Genomic DNA, 19,625 nt, shown 5'->3' on the forward strand with positions numbered 1-19,625 from the left:
GCACCCTTTACCGTATTCGTGGCAAAGGGCCTGACGGAGCGCACGCACACGATCTGGTGGGAGACGCTTGCCGCCGTTTTGCGGAAGGCCGGAAAGGTCCACTTCGATTTCGGCGGAGGCGAAGAGAACATCACGCTTTTCACATTGGCCGATCAGCATGCCGCATTCTCGCGGTTAGCAGCCCATGTCCACGGCACCGACGAGGCCTCGGCGGTTGCGAAGATCGATGCGCTCGCCCGTCACCATGAAATCGATCCGGCCGAACTCGTCGACGATCTCGTGATGGGCGCGGCGGAACTCAATCTTCTCGACGCAAGCCCCCTCGCCTCCATCGGCGCCCATACGGTCAGCCACCGCTCGCTTGCGCGGCTTCCGGAAGCCGAAGCACGGGAGGAAATAGCGCTTTCCGCCGACCATGTAGAGGCGATTCCCGGCAAACGGCCGCAAACCTTCGCATTCCCATATGGCACACCAGAAGCAGCAATCCGTCGCGAGGCGGCAATCGCAGCCGAACTCAGGTTCAAGGTCGCGGGGACGACCCGGCCGGGTGTCATGCGGCCGGACCTGCCCGGCAGCACCACCTATCTGCCGCGGCTTTCTCTCAATGGCTTTTACCAGAAGCCGCGCTATGTCTCGGCACTCGCCTCCGGCATTCCGCTGAAGCTGATGGGCCGTTAACCGCTTAAGGATACATCCTGATCTTTTGCCAATCGCCTTCCGGGGCCTTGCGGCGGAATTCGATGCGGTCGTGCAGGCGGAAGTTCTGGTCCTTCCAGAATTCGATCGAAACCGGCTTGATGCGGAAACCCGACCAGTAGGGCGGCCGCGGGATTTCGCCGATGGCATAGCGCGCCGTATATTCGGCCACGGCTCTTTCCAGCGCAAAACGGCTTTCCAGCGGACGGGACTGCTTGGATGCCCAGGCGCCGATGCGGCTGCCGCGGGCGCGCGTCTGGAAATAAGCGTCGGCTTCCTCCTCGGTCACGATTTCCACAGGACCGCGCACGCGCACTTGCCGTCGCAGCGTTTTCCAGTGAAAACACATGGCCGCTTTTTTCTGCCCCAAGATTTCGCGGCCTTTCTGACTCTCGAAATTGGTGTAGAAGACGAATCCGTCGCTATCGAATCCCTTCAGGAGAACCATGCGGACATTGGGAAGGCCATCTTCATCGACCGTCGCAAGCGCTACCGCATTCGGATCGTTTATCTCGGAACCCTCGGCATCTTTTAGCCATTCCGCGAAAAGCTTGAACGGCTCGTCGCGCTCGGTGAAGTCACCGCTTATTAACTCATTTGCCGACATATTAGCTCAAATGCCCCGGGTTTATTGGTTTAATGCCCAGCTTTTCACGACTGGACAGGACGCAGGGTGGAAGTCATAGCAAAGTCAAATCGCCATACAAAGGGCCTGCTGTGCCGTTGCGCCACGTTGTTCGTCATCGGCGCGGCGATGCTGCCGCTTTCTGGCTGCATGACGGGCGGTTTTGACTTCCTGAGCGATTCGAAGGTGGACCGTTCGGTTGCCACCGGAACCGTGCCGCAGACGCCGCCGAGCACCGATACGCTTTCCGACGAAATGACGGTTCGCAACGCGGTCACCTCTGCCGACATCCAGAGGATGGCCGGCCAGCCGCTGCCCTGGGCGAATTCCTCCACCGGCAGCGCCGGCGTCATCGACACGATCGTCGAAAACAACGATCAGGGCCAGGTCTGCCGCCAGTTCCGCACGACGCGGCACTCCTATGCCGGCATTGCCAAGTTCTACGGCAAGACCTGCCTCGTCGGCGGCGGCAACTGGCAACTGCTGAGCTTCCAGCCGGAAGGCTGACCCGCTTCAAGACATGATTAATCGCAGCCGGACCGCAGCCGCAATGCTTAGCAGAAAGCTAACCATTTGCGGCGAAAGCCGCATTCCCCTCCCCGAAAAATAAGGACTGATTAGTAACTCTGACGCACGATCGGCTAGTAGACGCGTGTTCCGGTTCGTCTGAAATGCCGGAAGGCGCGCGGAGAGTTGTCATTGGGCTTCGGGGTGCTGGGCAAGGACAGGCACGCCGCATCGCAACACCGGCGGTTATTAAATGCGCGATCCTTACAAGATTTTGGGCGTTCCTCAGGACGCAGGGACAGACGAGATCAAGGCGGCCTGGCGCAACATGGCCAAGGCCGTTCATCCGGATCACAACCAGGGCGATCCGACCGCAACGGCTCGTTTCGCCGAGGTCGGTCGTGCCTATGAGACATTGAAGGACCCCAAGAAGCGCAGCCTTTTCGATACGGCCGCACGGATGGCAGAGGCGCGAATGAATGGCGAGACGATCATGCAGCAGCGCCAGGCGGCTCGCGAGGCGGCAGTCCGTGCGAGGGCCGCGCAGGCGAATGCCGAACGGGTGATGGAAGAACTCGCCCGCGCCAACGCGCAGAAGGCTGCGAAGGCCGCCGCCGAGGCGGCAAAACAGCAGCACTTCAGCCCGGAATCCGCCGAAGACATGGTCGTGCGCATTTTTGGCGCGCAGGCCAAGGCTGCAAGCGCCGGCGCGACGGCTCATCCACAGGCAAATGCCGGCAAGCGGACAGAGGCGGAGGCAGGCAAACTCGAAGCGGAAGCTGTAAAGCCCGAGGAAGAAAGCACGGAGACGATTGCGGCCGCTGGCGGCATTCTCCAGCCCTTGAGCATTCTGACATCGCTTGTGCGCCGCTTTACCGGCAGCGCGCCCGCACCTGAAAAGGCACCGGATCAATCCGCACAGGTAACGGTCACGATCGAGGACGTATTGAAGGGCAGCTGGACCACGGTGCAGCTCGGCGAGGGCCGCGAGGCAAGCTTCGCATTGTCGGCCGGGACACGGGAAGGCCTTCAGGTCCGGCTGAAGAGCCAAGGCTACAAGCTGCCGAACATGCAGCGAGGCGACGCGGTCGTCAGCATCCACATCGCATCCGATGCGCGGTTCACCGTCGACGGCTTCGACCTGCGTACCGTGCTGCCGGTGACGATCGAGAATGCCGTCCTTGGAACCGAAGCGCGCATCGACGGGCCGAACGGGCCGGTCGAGGTCACCGTTCCCGCCTGGTCAGGATCCGACAAGACGATCCGAATCTCCGGCCAGGGCCTGCCCGACGACACAGGCGGAAAGGGCGACCTGATCGTCGAGCTGCGCATTATGTTGTGGGAAAAGCCGGATGATAAGGTCACGGATCTCATGAGAAGCATGCGCGAAGGGCTGTTTCTGTGAAATTTTCGTGACAAGCGCACCCTTTGTTACGATCCCTAACAGTTGATGATTGCCCGCAATCTTGAACCGATTAACGGCCTATGCCATAGGCAACTTCCAATTGGTTCATTAGGGGGCAAAATATGGCTCAAGCAACAGGCCTCATGTCAGGCAAGCGTGGCGTCATCATGGGCGTCGCCAACAATCGTTCGATTGCGTGGGGCATTGCCAAAGCCATTCATACACAGGGCGCCGAAATTGCCTTTACATATCAGGGAGATGCCCTGAAAAAACGCGTCGAGCCTCTGGCTGCCGAACTTGGCGGCGTACTCGCCGGCCACTGTGACGTCAGTGATGAAGCGAGCATCGATGCGGTTTTCGAGAACATCGAAAAGATGTGGGGCAAGATCGATTTCGTCGTTCACGCGATCGGCTTTTCGGACAAGGACGAGCTGACCGGCCGCTACGTCGATACTTCTCCGGACAATTTTTCCAAGACGATGCAGATTTCCGTCTACTCGTTCACGTCCGTCGCACGCCGCGCCGAGAAACTCATGACCGAGGGCGGCTCGCTGCTGACGCTCACCTATTACGGCGCCGAGAAGGTCATGCCGAACTACAATGTCATGGGCGTTGCAAAGGCTGCGCTCGAAGCGAGCGTCAAGTACCTCGCCGTCGATCTCGGACCGAAGAACATCCGTGTCAATGCGATTTCGGCAGGCCCGATCAAGACGCTGGCAGCCTCCGGCATCGGCGATTTCCGCTATATCCTGAAGTGGAACGAATATAACGCTCCGCTCCGCCGCACCGTCACCATCGAAGACGTCGGCGATGTTGGCCTTTACATGCTGTCTGACCTCTCGCGTTCGGTCACCGGCGAAGTACACCACGCCGACAGCGGTTATCATGTGATCGGCATGAAGGCGGTAGACGCGCCGGATATTTCAGTTATCAAGGACTGATCGAAGTCAAATCAAGCGGAACCTGCCTTGCTCATCTATGTGGTCCGACATGGTCAGACCGACTGGAACGCTGAACGCCGTCTGCAAGGCCAGAAGGATATTCCGCTGAATGTCATCGGCCGCGAACAGGCGCGGCTGAACGGCATCGACATGGCCGAGATTGTCAGGGTAGAAGCCATTCCCTTCGATTTCGTCGCAAGCCCGCTCCAGCGCACGCGCGAGACGATGGAGATCATGCGCACGGCAATGGGCCTGCCGCCCAAGGACTACCGCAGCGACGACCGGCTGGTCGAAGTTTCCTTCGGCGACTGGGAAGGCTTCACCATCCGGGAACTGAAGGCGACCCAGCGCGATCGCATCATCGAGCGCAATATCAACAAATGGGATTTCATCCCGCCTGGCGACTATGCCGAAAGCTACGAAATCATGTCGTGGCGCATCCGCTCATGGTTGAATTCCGTCGAGCGCCCAACCGTTTGCGTCACGCATGGCGGCGTCATCCGCAGCCTCTTCAAGATGATCGCCGATCTGCCGAAGCACGAGGCTGCCGAGGGGGAAATTCCGCAGGACCGAATCTTGAAGATCGACACTGCGAAAAGACTGATCGGCTGGATATAGTCTCTAATCACTGCACGATATCGAGGTCGTTGATCACCCGCTTGCCGTCGACTTCCGTGTAGAAGATCACCACTTTCACACCGGCCTTCAGCCCATCGAAGTTGAACTCCTCGGGCGCCTGGTATGTCTTGCCGTCATCGAGTGTCAGGCTGAGGCTGCTCATGTCGACTTTCTTGATGGTCGCTTCGACGTCGGCGCTTTCCGCAAAGCTGCTGATGGGCGACAGGAAACTTGCTGTGGCCAGCAGCGTGGCAACAAAAAAACGCATCGCGGCAACCCTCTTGGAACTCGACGCAAAAATCCAGTGAAACACAGATAAGCTCCTGAATATGGCGAAAATTGCCCGGAAGAATGGCTTTCCGCGCCTCATTGATGAATGGCACTTCAACAACGATCAAGAGCAGCCGCTAACCATTCGAGCGCTCTTGATTGCAAGCCGCAAAGATGAACCATCAGGAAATCGTAAATTAACCGGTTCCTCCTAGAGTTCCGCCGAACAGGGGGACATATTTTTGCTTTTCCGGCTAGGCGCCAACATTCAATTGCGGCGGGTACTCAAGAATACCTGGGTTTCACTGCTGGTTTCGACTCTCGTCGCATTTGTGGTCGTTGTGGTCGGCTTCACGCTCGACCGTGCGAATACTGCGGCCTATCTGCGAGAGCTGCAGATCCGCACAGAAAACGAGACGAACCTCATTCGCGCGCGCATGGCGGCACAGATCAATATGGACGTTACCGTTGTCCGCGATCTGTCCAACATGATTTCCGTGAGCGCGAAAGCCGGCGATGAAGAAATGGCGCGCCAGATCAATTGGCTGCTCATCCAAAATCCCCATTTCGTCAGCATCGCCGTCGCACCCGATTTCGTCGTCGGCAACGTCTTCCCGCCGCAGTCCGGCAAGAGCCGCATCGGCAAGGATGTGCGTGAAAAGCTGATGCTGCGCCAGTCCGTCGGGCGCAATACGGGAGACCAGCAGGCGCGTTTTTACGGCCCGGTCAAGATCGGCAGCGGAAGGGATGCCTTCGCGATCTTCTTTCCGATCTTCATCAAGGAGAACGGGCAGCGCAAGATCTGGGGTGCCGTCGAAGTCACGATCGACCAGGATATGTTTTACGAAAACACTGGCCTCAAACCCGCGCGCAATAGCGAAAACCAGGAACGCTACCCGCATCTCGACCATCTTTCGATCGCGGTGCGCGACCTGGGGACTGTGGCCGAGCAACGCGCCCTTCCCTTCTTCGGCAGCGCCGATGTGCTCGACAAGCAGCCGTTCCGCCGCAATATCACCTTCGCGGGCGGGCGCTGGGAGCTTTCGGCCGTGCCCACGACCGGATGGAACAAAGCTCCGCCGAACCAGCTTCAGCTTCGCTTGATCATCATCGCGGCCGGCTGCGTCATCATCGTGCCGATCTTCCTCGCGACCCTGCTTCTTGGCGAGCGCACCCGCAATGTCAACGAGCTCGAGGCCCGCGAAACGAAGCTGCTCGAACTTTCGCAGCGGCTGAACCTGGCGCTGGATTCTTCCAATATCGGCATCTGGGAACTGCAGGATCACGGCCACAGCCTTTACTGGGACACGCGCGCCTCGGGCCTTCACGGCCAGCCTGCCGGCGAAGGCAGTCATCCGCTTGAAAGCTGGCTCGAGGCAATCGTGGCGGCAGACCGGCCAATCGCCGAGACGCACTTTTTCAACTGCAGCCTGGCAGGCACGTCCTGCACGGCACAGTACCGTATCAGGCTTTCGGACGGCCGCATCCGGTATCTGCGCTCGGTGGGCTCCTTCTACACGGATGCGGGCGGTACCGGCAGGACGATCGGCATCGTCGCGGACGTGACTGCAGACGCGGAGGCAGCCGATATGCTGCGCAAGGCAAAAGAAAACAGCGATATCAAGAATGCCGAGCTGGAACTGGCGCTGGACGAGCTCTCCCGGCGCGAGACGCAGCTTGCCGAACTTTCAACCCGACTCGATCTGGCGCTCGATTCCTATCAGTGCGGCATCTGGGAAACGACGCTCGGCACGGCCGGCTCGGTCTGGGACGAACGCATGCACGAGCTCTACGGGCTGGAACCACGGCAGGGATTCATGCCCCAGGATGTTTGGCTTTCCTGCATTCATCCGGAAGATCGTGGTTTTGCGCTCGAAAGCGCACGGCATTTCAAGCAGCTCGGCGACAAGCACACGCTCATTTGCCGCGTGCCGGCCGAGGACGGCAGCATTCGCTACATCCGCTCGACCGGCAAAGTGCACCAGACGGCGACAGGTCAGCTGAAGCTCATTGGCGTCGCGCTCGACGTCACGGAAGATGCGCTGCTGACCGCCGAGCTGAAGGCAGCGAAGGACGAAGCGGTTGCCAAGAATATCGAGCTCGAACTTGCCAAGAATCGTATCGAGCACAATTCGCTGCATGATCCGCTGACGGCACTGGCCAACCGCCGCAAGCTCGACATCGCGCTCGAAAACCTGACGGCCAGCAGCCGATCGCAGCGGCAGAAATTCGCAATCCTCCACATCGACCTCGACCGTTTCAAGCAGATCAACGACACGCTCGGCCACGCAGCCGGGGACGCGATGCTGGTGCATGCGTCGAAGGTTCTTTCGAAGAATGTCCGTGGCAGCGATGTCGTCGCGCGCATCGGCGGCGACGAGTTCGTCATCCTCGCACTCGATGCCAGCGACGAGGAGATGGCCGCGCTGGCGGGTCGGATCATCGAAGAAATGCGCCAGCCCGTCGATTTCCAGGGCTTCCCTTGCCGCTGCGGCGTTTCGATCGGCATCGCGCTTGCCAACGGCATCCATGTCGACGCGCGCAAGGTGCTGATCAACGCCGATATCGCCCTCTACCGCGCAAAGAGCCTGGGCCGGAACCGCTACGAATTCTTCAACCAGAACCTACAGGCCGACATCATCAACAGCAAGCGCATCGCCGACGAGATCCTTGCCGGCATCGAGAATGGCGAATTCACCGCCTGGTATCAGCCGCAATTTTGCGCGCGGACAATGCGGCTCACCGGTGTCGAAGCGCTGGTGCGCTGGAACCACCCGGCCCACGGCCTGCTGACGCCGGACAAGTTCCTGCGCATCGCCGACGAGATCAACGTGGTGCAGGCGCTGGACCGCATCGTTCTCGAAACCGCTCTGAAGGACAAGATGCGCTGGGCAGCACTCGGCGTTTCAGTGCCGCAGGTCTCCGTCAATGTTTCAGCGCGGCGGCTGCATGACGGTAGCCTCTTCGAATCGCTGAGCGACCTGCAGATACGCCCGGGCGAGCTTTCATTCGAACTGGTGGAATCCATCTTCCTCGACGAAAGCGAAGATGTGGCGGCTCACAACCTCGACCGCATCAAGGCGCTCGGCATCGACATCGAAATCGACGATTTCGGCACCGGCCATACATCGATCGTCAGCCTGTTGAAGCTGAAGCCGAAACGGCTCAAGATCGACCGCCAACTCGTGCAGCCGATCCTCAACTCCCCGCAGGAGCGCGCACTGGTAAGCTCGATCATCGACATCGCCCGCTCGCTCGGCGTCGAAACGGTGGCGGAAGGGATCGAGACGATCTCGCATGCCGATATGCTGCGCGATCTTGGCTGCGACCTGCTGCAGGGCTACGCCTTCTCCCGTCCCCTCTCCTTCGACGACTTCACGGCCGCCGCAGCCGATGGTGCGGCATGGCGGATCGCTTCCTGAGGGGCTTTAAACAGCTGTTTGCGATTTTGTGCCGCTCTCCATCGCATGATTTGCCCCTCGCCCTAACGCTTCTCCCCGTAAACGGGGCGAGGGAACTTGCCATACCCAGCGCCGAGACTTGAGGAAGGCTAGGGCATGCCCCCATCTACCCGTCAGAACGGGGGAAAGTGGCGGCAGGCGGATGAAGGGGCCGCGGCATTTCTCATTGCCGATGACGTCCAAAACCCGCATCGTTTGCAATTGCGGAAACAGCATTTCTCCCTCACGTGGATTTCGCGCAAAGAAAGGCTTTTGCCCCAACCTCTTTTTGGCCTATGAGTGTCGCGCATTTTGGAGAATGGCGCGGGTTGCCGCGCGTGGTCGGAACACATGTCGCATAATACATTCGGTCATCTCTTCCGCGTGACAACCTGGGGCGAGAGCCACGGCCCGGCGCTCGGCTGCGTCGTCGACGGCTGCCCTCCCGGCCTGCGCTTCAAGCTGGAAGACATCCAGGCCTGGCTCGACAAGCGCAAGCCCGGCCAGTCGCGTTTCGTGACGCAGCGCCGCGAGGCGGACCTGGTGAAGGTGCTGTCCGGCGTGATGCTGGATGCCGACGGCGAGACGATGACTACGACCGGAACGCCGATCGCGATGATGATCGAGAACACGGACCAGCGTTCCAAGGATTACGGCGAGATTGCCCGGCAATACCGCCCCGGCCACGCCGACTATACCTATGACGTCAAATACGGCATCCGCGACTATCGCGGCGGCGGCCGCTCCTCCGCTCGCGAGACCGCGGCACGTGTCGCTGCCGGCGGAATTGCCCGTCTCGTCGTGCCGAACATGAGAGTTCACGGAGCTCTCGTGCAGATCGGCAAGCACAAGATCAACCGCCAGAACTGGGACTGGGATCAGGTTAACCAGAATCCCTTCTTCTCGCCGGATGCTGAGATCGTCCCCGTATGGGAGGAATATCTTGACGGCATCCGCAAGAACGGCTCCTCAATCGGCGCCGTCGTCGAAGTCGTGGCTGAAGGTGTTCCAGCCGGGCTCGGTGCGCCCATCTATGCCAAGCTCGACCAGGACATCGCCTCGCTGCTGATGTCGATCAATGCCGTAAAGGGCGTCGAGATAGGCAATGGGTTCGGTGCCGCCGAGATCACCGGCGAAGAAAACGCCGACGAGATGCGCATGGGCAATGACGGCAAGCCGCTGTTTCTTTCCAACCACGCCGGCGGTATTTTAGGCGGCATATCGACCGGTCAGCCGGTGATCGCGCGATTTGCGATCAAGCCGACTTCCTCCATCCTTACCGAGCGGCGCTCGATTGATGCCGATGGCAACAATGTCGATATCCGCACCAAGGGCCGGCACGACCCCTGCGTCGGCATCCGGGCCGTGCCTATCGGCGAAGCCATGGTCGCCTGCGCCATCGCCGACCACTACCTGCGCGACCGCGGCCAGACCGGCCGGCTGAAATAGGAACTGTCCCATGCCTTATGACCAGAAGCGTGTCGTCGATGCCATCCGGGCCTTCGAGGCCGGCGAAATCGTCGTCGTCATGGATGACGACGACCGGGAGAACGAAGGCGACCTGATCGTCGCCGCCGTCCATTGCACACCGGAAAAGATGGCCTTCATTGTCCGCCATACCTCCGGCATCGTCTGCACGCCAATGCCGAAAGAAGAGGCGAAGCGACTGAACCTCAACGCCATGGTGGCCGAAAACGACTCCGCGCACACGACGGCGTTTACCGTGTCCGTCGATTTCAAGCACGGCACGACGACCGGCATTTCCGCCGACGACCGCACGCTGACGGTGCGCAATCTCGCCAATCCGAATGTCGGTGCAAGCGATTTCGTCCGGCCCGGCCACATCTTTCCACTCGTTGCCCGCGAAGGCGGCGTTCTGATGCGCTCCGGCCATACGGAAGCGGCCGTGGATCTCTGCAGGCTCGCCGGACTGCCGCTGATCGGCGTCATCAGCGAGCTCGTTAATGACGACGGCACGGTGACGCGCGGGCCGCAGGTCATCGATTTTGCCGAAAAGCATGGGCTGAAGCTCGTCTCGGTCGCAGACCTCATCGCCTATCGCCAGCGCAAGGAAACATTGATCGAACTCGGCGCCAGCTTCGATATCGAGACGCCGTTCGGCAAAGCCAAGGCGCACACCTACTCGCTCCCCTGGGATCCGATGCAGCACCTCGCCGTCGTCTTCGGCGATATACGCGACGGCATCGACATCCCAGTGCGCCTGCACCCGGAAAATGTCGCCGAGGACCTCTTCGGCAAGAAAAGCCCGGTCGACCACTATATGCAGAAAATCGCCGAGGAAGGCCGCGGCATCATCGTATACCTCCGCGAAGGCTCCGTGGGCGTGGGCCACTACGACAACGGCCGCAAGGCCCGCAGCCAGGGACGCGAAGCCCACGCCGAAGCCAAGAGCCGCGAAAGCGAATGGCTGGAAATCGGCTTGGGCGCGCAGATCCTGAAAGACCTCGGCGTCAGTTCGATCAGGCTCCTCACCAGCCGCGAGCGACACTATGTCGGGCTGGAGGGATTTGGAATCAAGATTTCAAAGACGGAGATTTGGTGAGAGGTTCCCTTCTGCCCCCGGGAGAAAGGCAGCCCGCCGCGCCGGATGAGAGGAGCGTTCCGACAATCTCGTAAGCTAGGCTCCGGCACCTCTCCCCGCTGGGGAGAAGAGACACGCGGCTAACCCCTCCACCCCATGAGAAACACAACCTTCTCCACCCCCGCAAACTTCGCCACGCGCTCCAGTTCCGCGCGCAGCCTCTCCATCCGCCCCGCAGAAGCCTTCACGCCGGGCTCCAGCCATAGCCGCTTCACATCCAGCGTCCCCTTCTTGCGGTCGGCCTTCATGTCGATGCGGCCGATGAGTTTGTCACCTTCGAGCAGCGGAAAGACGTAATAGCCGTATTCGCGCTTCGGCTCAGGTACGAAAACCTCGATGCGGTAGAAAAAGCCGAACAGGCGTTCGGTGCGGTTGCGGTCGCGGATCGTCGGATCGAAGGGGCTCAAGACGCGAATGCGCGCCGGAGCCTCGAGATAGCCATCCAGCGTCGAAAGGAAATCCGCAAAGGCCCAGGAGGGGCGCGGCTTGCCGCCGAGCGCCGGTTCGATCAGGATCTCGGTCAGCTCGTCGCGATGGGTTGAAACCCAGGCCTTGGCCTCGTCCGGCGACAGCAGATTCCAAAAGGCGGCGATTTCGCCGTGTGTCGCAAAACCGAGCCGTTTCAACGCGCTGCGGCACGCCCAATCGACAAACTCCTCCCGGCTTACTTCCGGATCGCGGAATTCGGCGGGGATGACACGCTCGACCAGATCATAGATCTTCTGGAAATTGGAGCGGCCGGCGATGGCGAACTTGCCGGTGTGCCAGAAATATTCGAGCGCGGTCTTATTAGGATGCCAGTTCCACCAGCCGCCCGAGGTGTGTCCGTCGGCCTTGATCTCGCGCGCCATGATCGCGCCGTCGCGCGCCACGCGCTCGTAGGTCTCGTCGAAGGCATGCTCGAAACCCTCGCCGCGCCATTTGCGCCAGCGCTCGACGAGCACCTCTTCCTGGTGCCGGAATTTGTGCTTCCAGTATTTGAAAAAGGCGCTCGGCAGGATGGAGGCGTCGTGCGTCCAATGTTCGAACAGCGCGCCGTCCTTCTCCAGGAGCGCGGTCAGGTGTTCGCGTCTGTATGTCTGGTTGCGGGAAAAGAGGATCTGGTGATGCGCCCGCTCCACCGTCTGGATGCTATCCACCTGCACGAAACCGATGTTATGGATCAGCTGCAGCAGCCCGGCCTTGGTCAGGGCGCGGTTCGGCGCAGAGCTGAGGCCCTGTTTGGCGAGGAAGACGCGGCGGGCATCGCTGTTCGACAAGAGATTCGTCATGGGCACATCATATTCGGGAAAATGTTCCTAGCCACCCGGTTTTGCACTTTTGACGCTGCGGCTATAGAAGCAGCATCGGATTGTGACAGGGGAATGATTTGGAGATCCGCTTCGAAGGGGCTGCAGTCACTTATGGCGCGCGCGAAGCGCTCTCGCCGCTGACCCTCACTCTTACGGAAAACCGCATCGGCGTCATCGGCCTCAACGGTTCGGGAAAGACCACTTTCGCGCGGCTGATCAATGGTCTGACGAAGCCGACAGCCGGACGCGTGATCGTCAATGGGCGGGACACGGCCGATTCCCATTCGGCCCTTCCGGAGGTCGGTTTCATCTTCCAGCAGCCGCAGAACCAGATCATCCTGCCGATCGTGCGCGACGACATTGCCTTCGGATTGAAGGGCCGCGGCTTCTCGAAGGCCGAGATCGAGGCGAAGGTTGAAGCTGCACTCGGCCGCTTCGATGCCGCCCATCTGGCAGCGCGCCGGGCGCATGAGCTTTCTGGCGGCGAGTTGCAGATCGCCGCCCTCTGCGCGGTTCTGGTGACAGGCCCGGATATCCTGATCCTCGACGAGCCGACGAACCAGCTCGATCTCAAGAATCGTGCATTGGTGCAGAAGATCATCGAGGGCCTGCCTGAAAACGCCATCGTGATCAGCCATGATCTGGAACTGGTCGCGCATTTCGGCCGCGTCCTGCTCTTCCACGAGGGCAGGCTTGCCGCCGATGCGCCGGCGGCCGAGGCAATCGCGCGCTACCGGGAGATTGCCGCCTGATGCAATCGCTTTATGTCGAGGGAACCAGCATCATGCACCGGCTTCCGGCGCGCTCGAAGCTGCTTGTTCTCGCGATCCTCGGCGTCATTCTCTTCACCACCCGCAACATTCCGCTGCTTTCGCTCGGCGTGCTGATAACAGGGGCCGTCTATTTCAGCCTCGGCCTGCCTTTCGGGCAGGCGATTGCACGGCTGAAGCCCGTGCTGCTGACGATTCTCGTCGTGGCACTTTTCAGCCTCGCCTTCAATCCCTGGCATGGCGCGGTCGAGGCGCTGCTGCGGCTGACGGCGCTGATGCTCTTTGCGGCGGCGGTGACGGCAACAACGACGATCGGCGAGTTCATCGACGAGATCACGCTGCTTGCCCGCCCATTGGAGCGGGCCGGCCTGGTGGCGGCGAACGATGTCGGACTTGCGGTCGGCCTCGTCGTCCGTTTCGTGCCGGAAATCCTTGGCCGCTACCAGGCGATCAAGCGGGAGGCGGCAGCCCGCGGCAGTAATGTGCGGCCCGTCACCGTGCTTGCGCCGTTGATCATCCTCACGCTCAGAGATGCGGATAATATTGCCGCAGCGATTGACGCGCGCGGCGTTCGGCGGCATGTGAGTTAACATTCTGTAAACACGGAGCCCATGATGAGCACCCGCGACCTCGTTCTCTCAGCCCTCTTTGCCGCAATCATCGTGGCGCTCGGCATTCTGCCGCCGATCACGCTCGGCTTCATTCCGGTGCCGATCACCGCGCAGTCGCTTGGCGTCATGATGGCAGGCGTCGTGCTCGGCGCGCGCCGCGGCGCGATCGCCGTGCTGATCGTGCTTGTTCTCGTTGCGATCGGCCTTCCGGTGCTTTCAGGCGGCCGCGGCGGCCTTGCGGCATTTGCCGCACCGACGACCGGTTTCCTCATCGGTTGGCTCTTTGCCGCCTCCGTCACCGGCTATGTCGCCGAGCGCCTGGTGAGGGCCGAGCAGTCCGGCCTCGTGCAGACGGTCGGCTTCTTCCTCGCATCTGCGATCGGCGGCATCATCGTTCTCTATGCTTTCGGGATCGCCTATCTCGTGGTCGCTGCCGGCGTCGGCCTGCAACAGGCGTTCGTCGGCTCGATGGCCTTCGTCCCCGGCGATGTCATCAAGGCGTTCGTCGCAGCGCTCGCCGGCCGCGCCGTCATGGTCGGCTATCCGCTGCTGCCTGCACGTGCTTAGGTTTGGAGCCTAATCAACGAAGGTGTAAAGCCAGTCGCGCGTTTCTTCAGGGAGCGCGGCCGGCGACAGGTCTTCGCGATTGCGCGCCTGCCAGATGATCTCGACCTCGGCGGCGCGTTCGCCTTCTGCCTCGACGGCAATCAGAAAGCCGACGGAGCGAACGCCGATCTTGTCGACCGCAGTCGTGAATTCCATCAGTTCGTCGTAGTGCAAGGGCCGGTGCAGGATGCAGGAAATCTTGCTTGCAGTATAAATTGGCTCGCCTTCCACTTCCGGCCGCGTCAGCCAGAAATTTGCAAGTACGGATTCGGCATAGGAAATATAGGACGAGATGAACATCTCACCATGCATGTCGACATCCCGAAACGGCACGCGTATTTCCGCTACGTTCGAGCGCGCTGATTTTGCCATCTGCCTGCCTATCCTCATTTCCCTGCTGAAAGACTAATGGCGACACAGGCCGAAGTAAACGGTGGAGCTGACATGGGCACGACACCGCGCGTATGTTGAAATTGCCGGCATTTGCACCATCTGCTGTGGATCATGACTGGGGCAAGCGATAAGAGTTTCCGCATGAGCACCCGCCTTTACGAACATCCGATCTTTCTCGAACATGTCACACCCGCGGGCCATCCCGAGCGGCCGGACCGGATGCGGGCAATCAACGTCGCGCTCGGCCATCCGAATTTCGAGCGGCTGGAGCGCAAGGAGGCGCCGCAGGCGAACGAGGAGGCCGTGCTGCTTGCCCATCCCGAGGAACATCTGCGCGCCGTCATGCGCCAGATTCCCGAAGGAGACGGCGAGATCAACCAGATCGAGGCCGATACCTATGCGAGCCCGAAGAGCCTGCAGGCGGCGCTGACGGGCGTCGGTGCGGCCATGGCTGCGGTGGATGACGTCTTCACCGGCAAGGCCGACAATGTCTTCGTCGCCGCCCGCCCGCCGGGGCATCACGCGGAGAAGATGACGGCGATGGGGTTCTGCTTCTTCAACAATGCAGCGATCGCCGCGCGCCATGCCCAAAGGCGCCATGGCGCCGAGCGTGTCGCGATCGTCGATTGGGATGTACACCACGGCAACGGCACGCAGGACATCTTCTGGGACGACGCCTCCGTGCTCTTCTGCTCGACGCATCAGATGCCGCTCTATCCGGGATCGGGAGCGAAGGACGAAAGCGGCAAGCACGGCACGATCATCAATGCGCCGCTTTCGCCGAATGTCGGCAGCGATCATTTCCGCGAGGCATTCAAAACGCGCGTGCTGCCGGCGCTTGTCGATTTCCGGCCGGACCTCATCATCATCTCTGCCGGCTTCGACGCGCATCACCGCGATCCCTTGGCGCAGATCAATCTCGTCGGCGAGGATTTCGACTGGGCGACCGGAAGATTGCTGGAGATAGCCGACAAAAGCGCCTCCAACCGGGTCGTCAGCCTGCTGGAAGGCGGCTATGATCTGGAAGGGCTTGCCGAATCGGCAGGCCTGCATGTGCTCCGATTGATGAAGGGTTGAGTATGACTGACAGCGCCAAGCCGGAGGTTTCCGGTCTTTCCTTCGAAAAGGCGGTTGCCGAACTCGAAAGCATCGTGGCCCGCCTGGAGCGCGGCGACGTGGCGCTCGATGAATCCATCGAGATCTACGAGCGCGGCGAAGCGCTGAAGAAGCATTGTGAGACCCTGCTTTCGGCGGCCGAAAACCGCATCGAGAAGATCCGGCTCGACCGCGCCGGCAAACCGCAGGGCACGGAGCCGCTGGACGGGGCGTGAGCTCGTAAAACATTTGCCCAAGACTTCAGGCCGGAAGCAAATCGTCAGTCTAACATCCCCCACCAAACAGCAAAGGGAACAGTTCAGAATGACGGATAGGCTGAAGAGCAAGGTTGCCATCATCTCAGGCGGTGCGACCGGCATGGGCGGCGCAGCGTCAAAGCTGTTTGCGGCCGAAGGCGCTCGTGTCGCGATCATAGACCGCAATGGCGAGGCGGCGGCGCAGACCGCCACGGCCATCCGGGATGCAGGCGGTGAAGCGGATTACTGGGTTGCCGACGTTTCCGACGAGAAAGCGGTGAACACGGCCGTTGCCGGTATCGAGGAGCGCTATGGCGCCGTTACCGTGCTCTTCAATCATGCAGGCACCATCGTCATCAAGCCGTTCCTTGAAACGACGCTTGAGGAATGGGATTGGCTGCATGCCGTCAACGTGCGCTCGATGTTCCTGATGACAAAGGCCGTGTTGCCGAAGATGATTTCGGCAGGCGGCGGATCGATCGTCTGTACCTCGTCCATCTCCGCCGTTGCCGCAACGCCGATGGAAGTGCTCTATGACACGACCAAGGGCGCAGTGCATATGTTCGCGCGAGCGATTGCGGTAGAATTCCGCGACCGCAACATCCGCTGCAATGCTGTCTGCCCCGGCTTCATCCGCACGCCGCACGGCCTTCGTGAGGTGGCCGACTTACAGGCCTTTGGGGTCGATGTTTCCGACGCCGCGATTGCTGCGCAGCAGGGGAGGATCGGTGAGCCGGAAGACGTGGCGAGGGCGGCGCTCTATTTGGCGAGCGACGAATCCAGCTTCGTCAACGGCGCCCATCTCTTCGTCGATAACGGCTTCACAGCCATCTGACGAACATGAACCCTTTCGCGGCGGCCCTCCAGGCGCTATTGCTGGTCGCGCCCTCGTGCTCGGAGAACCGATATGTCCTTCTTCCCCGGTAAAGACCCGCTGCCCGGTGACGCGTTCGCCTGCGACGCCATTGAGAATCTAATCATTCCGCGCACCAGCGATATCGGCGGTTTTCAGGTGCGTCGGGCGCTTCCGACGCGGCAGCGGCGGCTGGTGGGGCCGTTCATCTTTTTCGACCGGATGGGACCGGCGATTCTCAAGCCCGGCGAGGCGCTCGATGTGAAGCCGCATCCGCATATCGGATTGTCGACAGTCACCTACCTTTTCGATGGCGAAATCCGGCATATGGACAGTCTTGGTACCGAGAAGGTGATACGGCCCGGCGACATCAACCTGATGACGGCCGGACGCGGCATTGTGCATTCGGAGCGCACGCCCGACAATCTGCGTGGTCACCCGCTGCTGATGTCGGGCCTGCAGACCTGGCTGGCACTGCCGGACGACAAGGAAGAAATCGACCCCTGCTTTGCCCATACGGAAAAAAGCGAGATGCCGCTGATCAATGAACGTGGCGTCAGAGGGCGCGTCGTCATCGGCTCCTTCGAAGGCATGACGTCGCCGGTCAAGGTGTTTTCGGACACGCTCTATGCCGACCTCGATATTGAACCGGGCGCCAGGTTCCCCTTCGGCGCGGCGCATGAAGAGCGCGCAGCCTATGTGCTTTCGGGCGAAGTCATCATCGCCGGCGACCGCTTTGCCGCGGATCAGCTGCTCGTCTTCCGGCCAGGTGACGCGATCACCCTTGAGGCAGGTCCTGCGGGCTGTCATCTGATGCTCTTTGGGGGTGCGGCGCTGAATTCGAAGCGGTACATCTGGTGGAACTTCGTTTCCTCCTCCAAGGAGCGTATCGAGAAGGCGAAGGAGGAATGGCGCACCGGCCGCTTCGACATCGTTCCGGGGGACGAAGAGGAATTCGTGCCTTTGCCTGAAGGATGAACTCCTTTAGAATTATGGGGTTGCGGTTCTTGAAATGCACTTGTTTTGCCGCAATCTAATCGAATAAGCAAAGCAAGAACCATAAGAAAGAGCTCCCGCCCGTGACACATCAGCCGAAAACCCCGCTGCTCGACCAGGTCAAATATCCCGCCGACCTGCGCAAGCTCGAGGATCGTGACCTGCCGCAGCTTGCGCGCGAAGTCCGAGACGAGATGATCGACGCGGTCTCGCGCACCGGCGGACATCTGGGCGCGGGTCTCGGCGTCGTCGAACTGACGATCGCCATCCACAGTGTCTTCGATACGCCCGGGGATCGGTTGATCTTCGACGTCGGCCACCAGTGTTATCCGCACAAGATCCTTACCGGCCGCCGCGAGCGGATCCGCACGCTGCGTCAGGAAGGCGGCCTTTCCGGGTTCACGCGGCGCGCCGAGAGCGAATACGATCCCTTCGGGGCTGCGCACTCATCGACCTCGATTTCCGCGGGTCTCGGCATGGCAGTCGCCGCGGAACTCAGCAAGACAGACCGACGCGTGATTGCCGTCATCGGCGACGGCGCCATGTCGGCCGGCATGGCTTACGAGGCGCTGAACAATGCCGGCGCGCTCGATGCAAGGCTCATCGTCATCCTCAACGACAACGATATGTCGATTGCCCCGCCGACGGGTGCCATGAGCGCCTATCTCGACCGCCTCGCCTCCGGACGGCCCTATATGGGCTTTCGCGATTTCGGCAAGAAACTGACGGCTTATCTCGGCAAGAAAGTCGACCGGGCGCTCACCCGCGCCGTCGAGCATGCGCGAGGCTACGTCACCGGCGGCACCATGTTCGAGGAAATGGGCTTCTACCACATCGGCCCGATCGATGGTCATTCCTTCGAGCATCTGCTCCCCGTGCTGCGCAATGTGCGCGACAACGCCGAGGGTCCGGTGCTGATCCACGTCGTCACGCAGAAGGGCAAGGGTTATCCGCCTGCCGAAGCCGCCGCCGACAAGTACCACGGCGTCAACAAGTTCGACGTCATCACAGGGGCGCAGGCCAAGGTGAAGCCAAACGCGCCGAGCTATACGAGCGTCTTCGCCGAGGCGCTGGTGCAGGAGGCAACGCTCGACGACAAGATCGTCGGCATCACGGCGGCCATGCCGAACGGCACCGGCCTGGACAAGCTTGCCGAAGTCTTCCCTGCGCGCTGTTTCGATGTCGGCATCGCCGAGCAGCATGCCGTCACCTTCGCGGCCGGCCTCGCCACCGAGGGTTACAAGCCGTTTGCGGCGCTCTATTCCACCTTCTTGCAGCGCGCCTACGACCAGGTCGTCCACGATGTCGCAATCCAGGGCCTGCCGGTCCGTTTCCCGATCGACCGCGCTGGTTTCGTCGGCGCCGACGGCCCGACGCATGAGGGCTCGTGCGACACGACATTCCTTGCGACGCTTCCCGGCTTCGTCGTCATGGCTGCGGCCGACGAGGCGGAACTGAAGCACATGGTTCGTACGGCGGCGGCTTATGACGCCGGCCCGATTTCATTCCGTTATCCGCGCGGCGAAGGTGTCGGCGTCGAGATGCCGGCGCGCGGCGAAATCCTGCAGATCGGCAAGGGCCGCATTGTCAAGGAAGGCACCAAGGTTGCGCTTCTCTCCTTCGGCTCGCGGCTCGCGGACTGCATGCT

General features: G+C 61.1%; 20 protein-coding genes. 16 read left to right on the plus strand and 4 right to left on the minus strand.

Going from position 1 to position 19,625, the window contains the following annotated elements:
* A partial coding sequence (locus C9413_RS10015) for a polysaccharide deacetylase family protein (RefSeq protein ID WP_170250419.1) occupies positions 1-678 on the plus strand: 678 nt, incomplete at its 5' end.
* Positions 679-682: 4 nt separating this feature from the next.
* On the opposite strand, the gene pdxH is transcribed toward C9413_RS10015, so the two are convergent.
* On the minus strand, positions 683-1,303 hold the full coding sequence (pdxH, locus tag C9413_RS10020; protein WP_039844182.1) for a pyridoxamine 5'-phosphate oxidase: 621 nt from the start codon (positions 1,301-1,303) through the stop codon (positions 683-685).
* 66 nt (positions 1,304-1,369) lie between these two features.
* Here pdxH and C9413_RS10025 point away from each other — a divergent pair, with 66 nt between their 5' ends.
* The 4 genes from C9413_RS10025 (at position 1,370) to C9413_RS10040 (ending at position 4,792) form a co-directional block, all read left to right on the plus strand.
* Positions 1,370-1,828, plus strand: a complete 459-nt coding sequence (locus C9413_RS10025) for an RT0821/Lpp0805 family surface protein (protein WP_039844181.1) — start codon at positions 1,370-1,372, stop codon at positions 1,826-1,828.
* Positions 1,829-2,081: 253 nt separating this feature from the next.
* Entirely contained in the window at positions 2,082-3,233 is a 1,152-nt protein-coding gene (locus tag C9413_RS10030) for a DnaJ C-terminal domain-containing protein (protein WP_039844180.1), read from the plus strand.
* A 122-nt stretch (positions 3,234-3,355) separates the two neighbouring features.
* Complete coding sequence (gene fabI / locus C9413_RS10035; RefSeq protein WP_039844179.1) at positions 3,356-4,174, plus strand: enoyl-ACP reductase FabI; 819 nt, start codon at positions 3,356-3,358, stop codon at positions 4,172-4,174.
* Between the two features lie 27 nt (positions 4,175-4,201).
* Positions 4,202-4,792: a histidine phosphatase family protein gene (locus C9413_RS10040; RefSeq protein ID WP_039844178.1), complete on the plus strand. Its 591-nt coding sequence runs from the start codon at positions 4,202-4,204 to the stop codon at positions 4,790-4,792.
* A gap of 7 nt (positions 4,793-4,799) precedes the next feature.
* Here C9413_RS10040 and C9413_RS10045 read toward each other — a convergent pair whose 3' ends face one another.
* Positions 4,800-5,060: a DUF1344 domain-containing protein gene (locus C9413_RS10045; protein WP_022716492.1), complete on the minus strand. Its 261-nt coding sequence runs from the start codon at positions 5,058-5,060 to the stop codon at positions 4,800-4,802.
* Positions 5,061-5,304: 244 nt separating this feature from the next.
* Between C9413_RS10045 and C9413_RS10050 the strand changes: the two genes are divergently transcribed.
* The 3 genes from C9413_RS10050 to ribB all read left to right on the plus strand — a co-directional run bounded on the left by C9413_RS10050 (position 5,305) and on the right by ribB (position 11,065).
* Positions 5,305-8,484, plus strand: a complete 3,180-nt coding sequence (locus C9413_RS10050) for an EAL domain-containing protein (RefSeq protein WP_039844177.1) — start codon at positions 5,305-5,307, stop codon at positions 8,482-8,484.
* A 369-nt stretch (positions 8,485-8,853) separates the two neighbouring features.
* Positions 8,854-9,951 carry a chorismate synthase gene (gene aroC / locus C9413_RS10055; protein WP_039844176.1) on the plus strand — a complete coding sequence of 366 codons (1,098 nt, stop codon included), beginning with the start codon at positions 8,854-8,856 and terminating at the stop codon, positions 9,949-9,951.
* Positions 9,952-9,961: 10 nt separating this feature from the next.
* The gene (gene ribB / locus C9413_RS10060; RefSeq protein ID WP_022716496.1) at positions 9,962-11,065 is read left to right on the plus strand and encodes a 3,4-dihydroxy-2-butanone-4-phosphate synthase; all 1,104 of its coding nucleotides are present in this window, start codon (positions 9,962-9,964) and stop codon (positions 11,063-11,065) included.
* Positions 11,066-11,184: 119 nt separating this feature from the next.
* Here the strand turns inward: ribB and C9413_RS10065 are convergent, their stop codons facing one another.
* A complete protein-coding gene (locus C9413_RS10065; RefSeq protein WP_039844175.1) occupies positions 11,185-12,375 on the minus strand; it encodes a winged helix-turn-helix domain-containing protein in 1,191 nt (396 codons plus the stop codon).
* A gap of 98 nt (positions 12,376-12,473) precedes the next feature.
* Between C9413_RS10065 and C9413_RS10070 the strand changes: the two genes are divergently transcribed.
* From C9413_RS10070 to C9413_RS10080, 3 genes are read left to right on the plus strand one after another with little or no spacing between them, the layout of a single operon-like run.
* On the plus strand, positions 12,474-13,148 hold the full coding sequence (locus tag C9413_RS10070; protein ID WP_039844174.1) for an ABC transporter ATP-binding protein: 675 nt from the start codon (positions 12,474-12,476) through the stop codon (positions 13,146-13,148).
* Positions 13,148-13,756 carry an energy-coupling factor transporter transmembrane protein EcfT gene (locus tag C9413_RS10075; RefSeq protein WP_170250420.1) on the plus strand — a complete coding sequence of 203 codons (609 nt, stop codon included), beginning with the start codon at positions 13,148-13,150 and terminating at the stop codon, positions 13,754-13,756. The genes C9413_RS10070 and C9413_RS10075 overlap by 1 nt, the downstream gene beginning before the upstream one ends.
* Positions 13,757-13,780: 24 nt before the next feature.
* Positions 13,781-14,344, plus strand: coding sequence for a biotin transporter BioY (locus C9413_RS10080; RefSeq protein WP_039844172.1), 564 nt, complete (start codon positions 13,781-13,783; stop codon positions 14,342-14,344).
* A gap of 9 nt (positions 14,345-14,353) precedes the next feature.
* Here C9413_RS10080 and C9413_RS10085 read toward each other — a convergent pair whose 3' ends face one another.
* Positions 14,354-14,755 carry a thioesterase gene (locus tag C9413_RS10085; RefSeq protein WP_039844171.1) on the minus strand — a complete coding sequence of 134 codons (402 nt, stop codon included), beginning with the start codon at positions 14,753-14,755 and terminating at the stop codon, positions 14,354-14,356.
* A gap of 162 nt (positions 14,756-14,917) precedes the next feature.
* Here C9413_RS10085 and C9413_RS10090 point away from each other — a divergent pair, with 162 nt between their 5' ends.
* From C9413_RS10090 to dxs, 5 genes are all read left to right on the plus strand, one after another.
* Positions 14,918-15,853: a histone deacetylase family protein gene (locus C9413_RS10090; protein WP_039846656.1), complete on the plus strand. Its 936-nt coding sequence runs from the start codon at positions 14,918-14,920 to the stop codon at positions 15,851-15,853.
* Between the two features lie 2 nt (positions 15,854-15,855).
* The gene (locus tag C9413_RS10095) at positions 15,856-16,107 is read left to right on the plus strand and encodes an exodeoxyribonuclease VII small subunit (protein WP_022716503.1); all 252 of its coding nucleotides are present in this window, start codon (positions 15,856-15,858) and stop codon (positions 16,105-16,107) included.
* A gap of 88 nt (positions 16,108-16,195) precedes the next feature.
* Entirely contained in the window at positions 16,196-16,963 is a 768-nt protein-coding gene (locus tag C9413_RS10100; RefSeq protein ID WP_039844170.1) for an SDR family oxidoreductase, read from the plus strand.
* 72 nt (positions 16,964-17,035) lie between these two features.
* Positions 17,036-17,959 carry a pirin family protein gene (locus C9413_RS10105; RefSeq protein WP_039844169.1) on the plus strand — a complete coding sequence of 308 codons (924 nt, stop codon included), beginning with the start codon at positions 17,036-17,038 and terminating at the stop codon, positions 17,957-17,959.
* A 101-nt stretch (positions 17,960-18,060) separates the two neighbouring features.
* Positions 18,061-19,625 (plus strand): 1-deoxy-D-xylulose-5-phosphate synthase (gene dxs / locus C9413_RS10110; protein ID WP_170250421.1); only part of this gene is annotated, 1,565 nt, incomplete at its 3' end.

The organism is Rhizobium sp. SEMIA 4085, assembly GCF_013004495.1.
Classification (GTDB): domain Bacteria; phylum Pseudomonadota; class Alphaproteobacteria; order Rhizobiales; family Rhizobiaceae; genus Rhizobium; species Rhizobium gallicum.

Bases quoted from the DNA above. Each gene is read 5' to 3' on its own strand.
- pdxH (WP_039844182.1), bottom strand. From the start codon at position 1,303: ATGTCGGCAAATGAGTTAATAAGCGGTGACTTCACCGAGCGCGACGAG.
- C9413_RS10030 (WP_039844180.1), top strand. From the start codon at position 2,082: ATGCGCGATCCTTACAAGATTTTGGGCGTTCCTCAGGACGCAGGGACA.
- fabI (WP_039844179.1), top strand. From the start codon at position 3,356: ATGGCTCAAGCAACAGGCCTCATGTCAGGCAAGCGTGGCGTCATCATG.
- C9413_RS10045 (WP_022716492.1), bottom strand. From the start codon at position 5,060: ATGCGTTTTTTTGTTGCCACGCTGCTGGCCACAGCAAGTTTCCTGTCG.
- aroC (WP_039844176.1), top strand. From the start codon at position 8,854: ATGTCGCATAATACATTCGGTCATCTCTTCCGCGTGACAACCTGGGGC.
- ribB (WP_022716496.1), top strand. From the start codon at position 9,962: ATGCCTTATGACCAGAAGCGTGTCGTCGATGCCATCCGGGCCTTCGAG.
- C9413_RS10065 (WP_039844175.1), bottom strand. From the start codon at position 12,375: ATGACGAATCTCTTGTCGAACAGCGATGCCCGCCGCGTCTTCCTCGCC.
- C9413_RS10075 (WP_170250420.1), top strand. From the start codon at position 13,148: ATGCAATCGCTTTATGTCGAGGGAACCAGCATCATGCACCGGCTTCCG.
- C9413_RS10080 (WP_039844172.1), top strand. From the start codon at position 13,781: ATGAGCACCCGCGACCTCGTTCTCTCAGCCCTCTTTGCCGCAATCATC.
- C9413_RS10085 (WP_039844171.1), bottom strand. From the start codon at position 14,755: ATGGCAAAATCAGCGCGCTCGAACGTAGCGGAAATACGCGTGCCGTTT.
- C9413_RS10090 (WP_039846656.1), top strand. From the start codon at position 14,918: ATGAGCACCCGCCTTTACGAACATCCGATCTTTCTCGAACATGTCACA.
- C9413_RS10095 (WP_022716503.1), top strand. From the start codon at position 15,856: ATGACTGACAGCGCCAAGCCGGAGGTTTCCGGTCTTTCCTTCGAAAAG.
- C9413_RS10100 (WP_039844170.1), top strand. From the start codon at position 16,196: ATGACGGATAGGCTGAAGAGCAAGGTTGCCATCATCTCAGGCGGTGCG.
- C9413_RS10105 (WP_039844169.1), top strand. From the start codon at position 17,036: ATGTCCTTCTTCCCCGGTAAAGACCCGCTGCCCGGTGACGCGTTCGCC.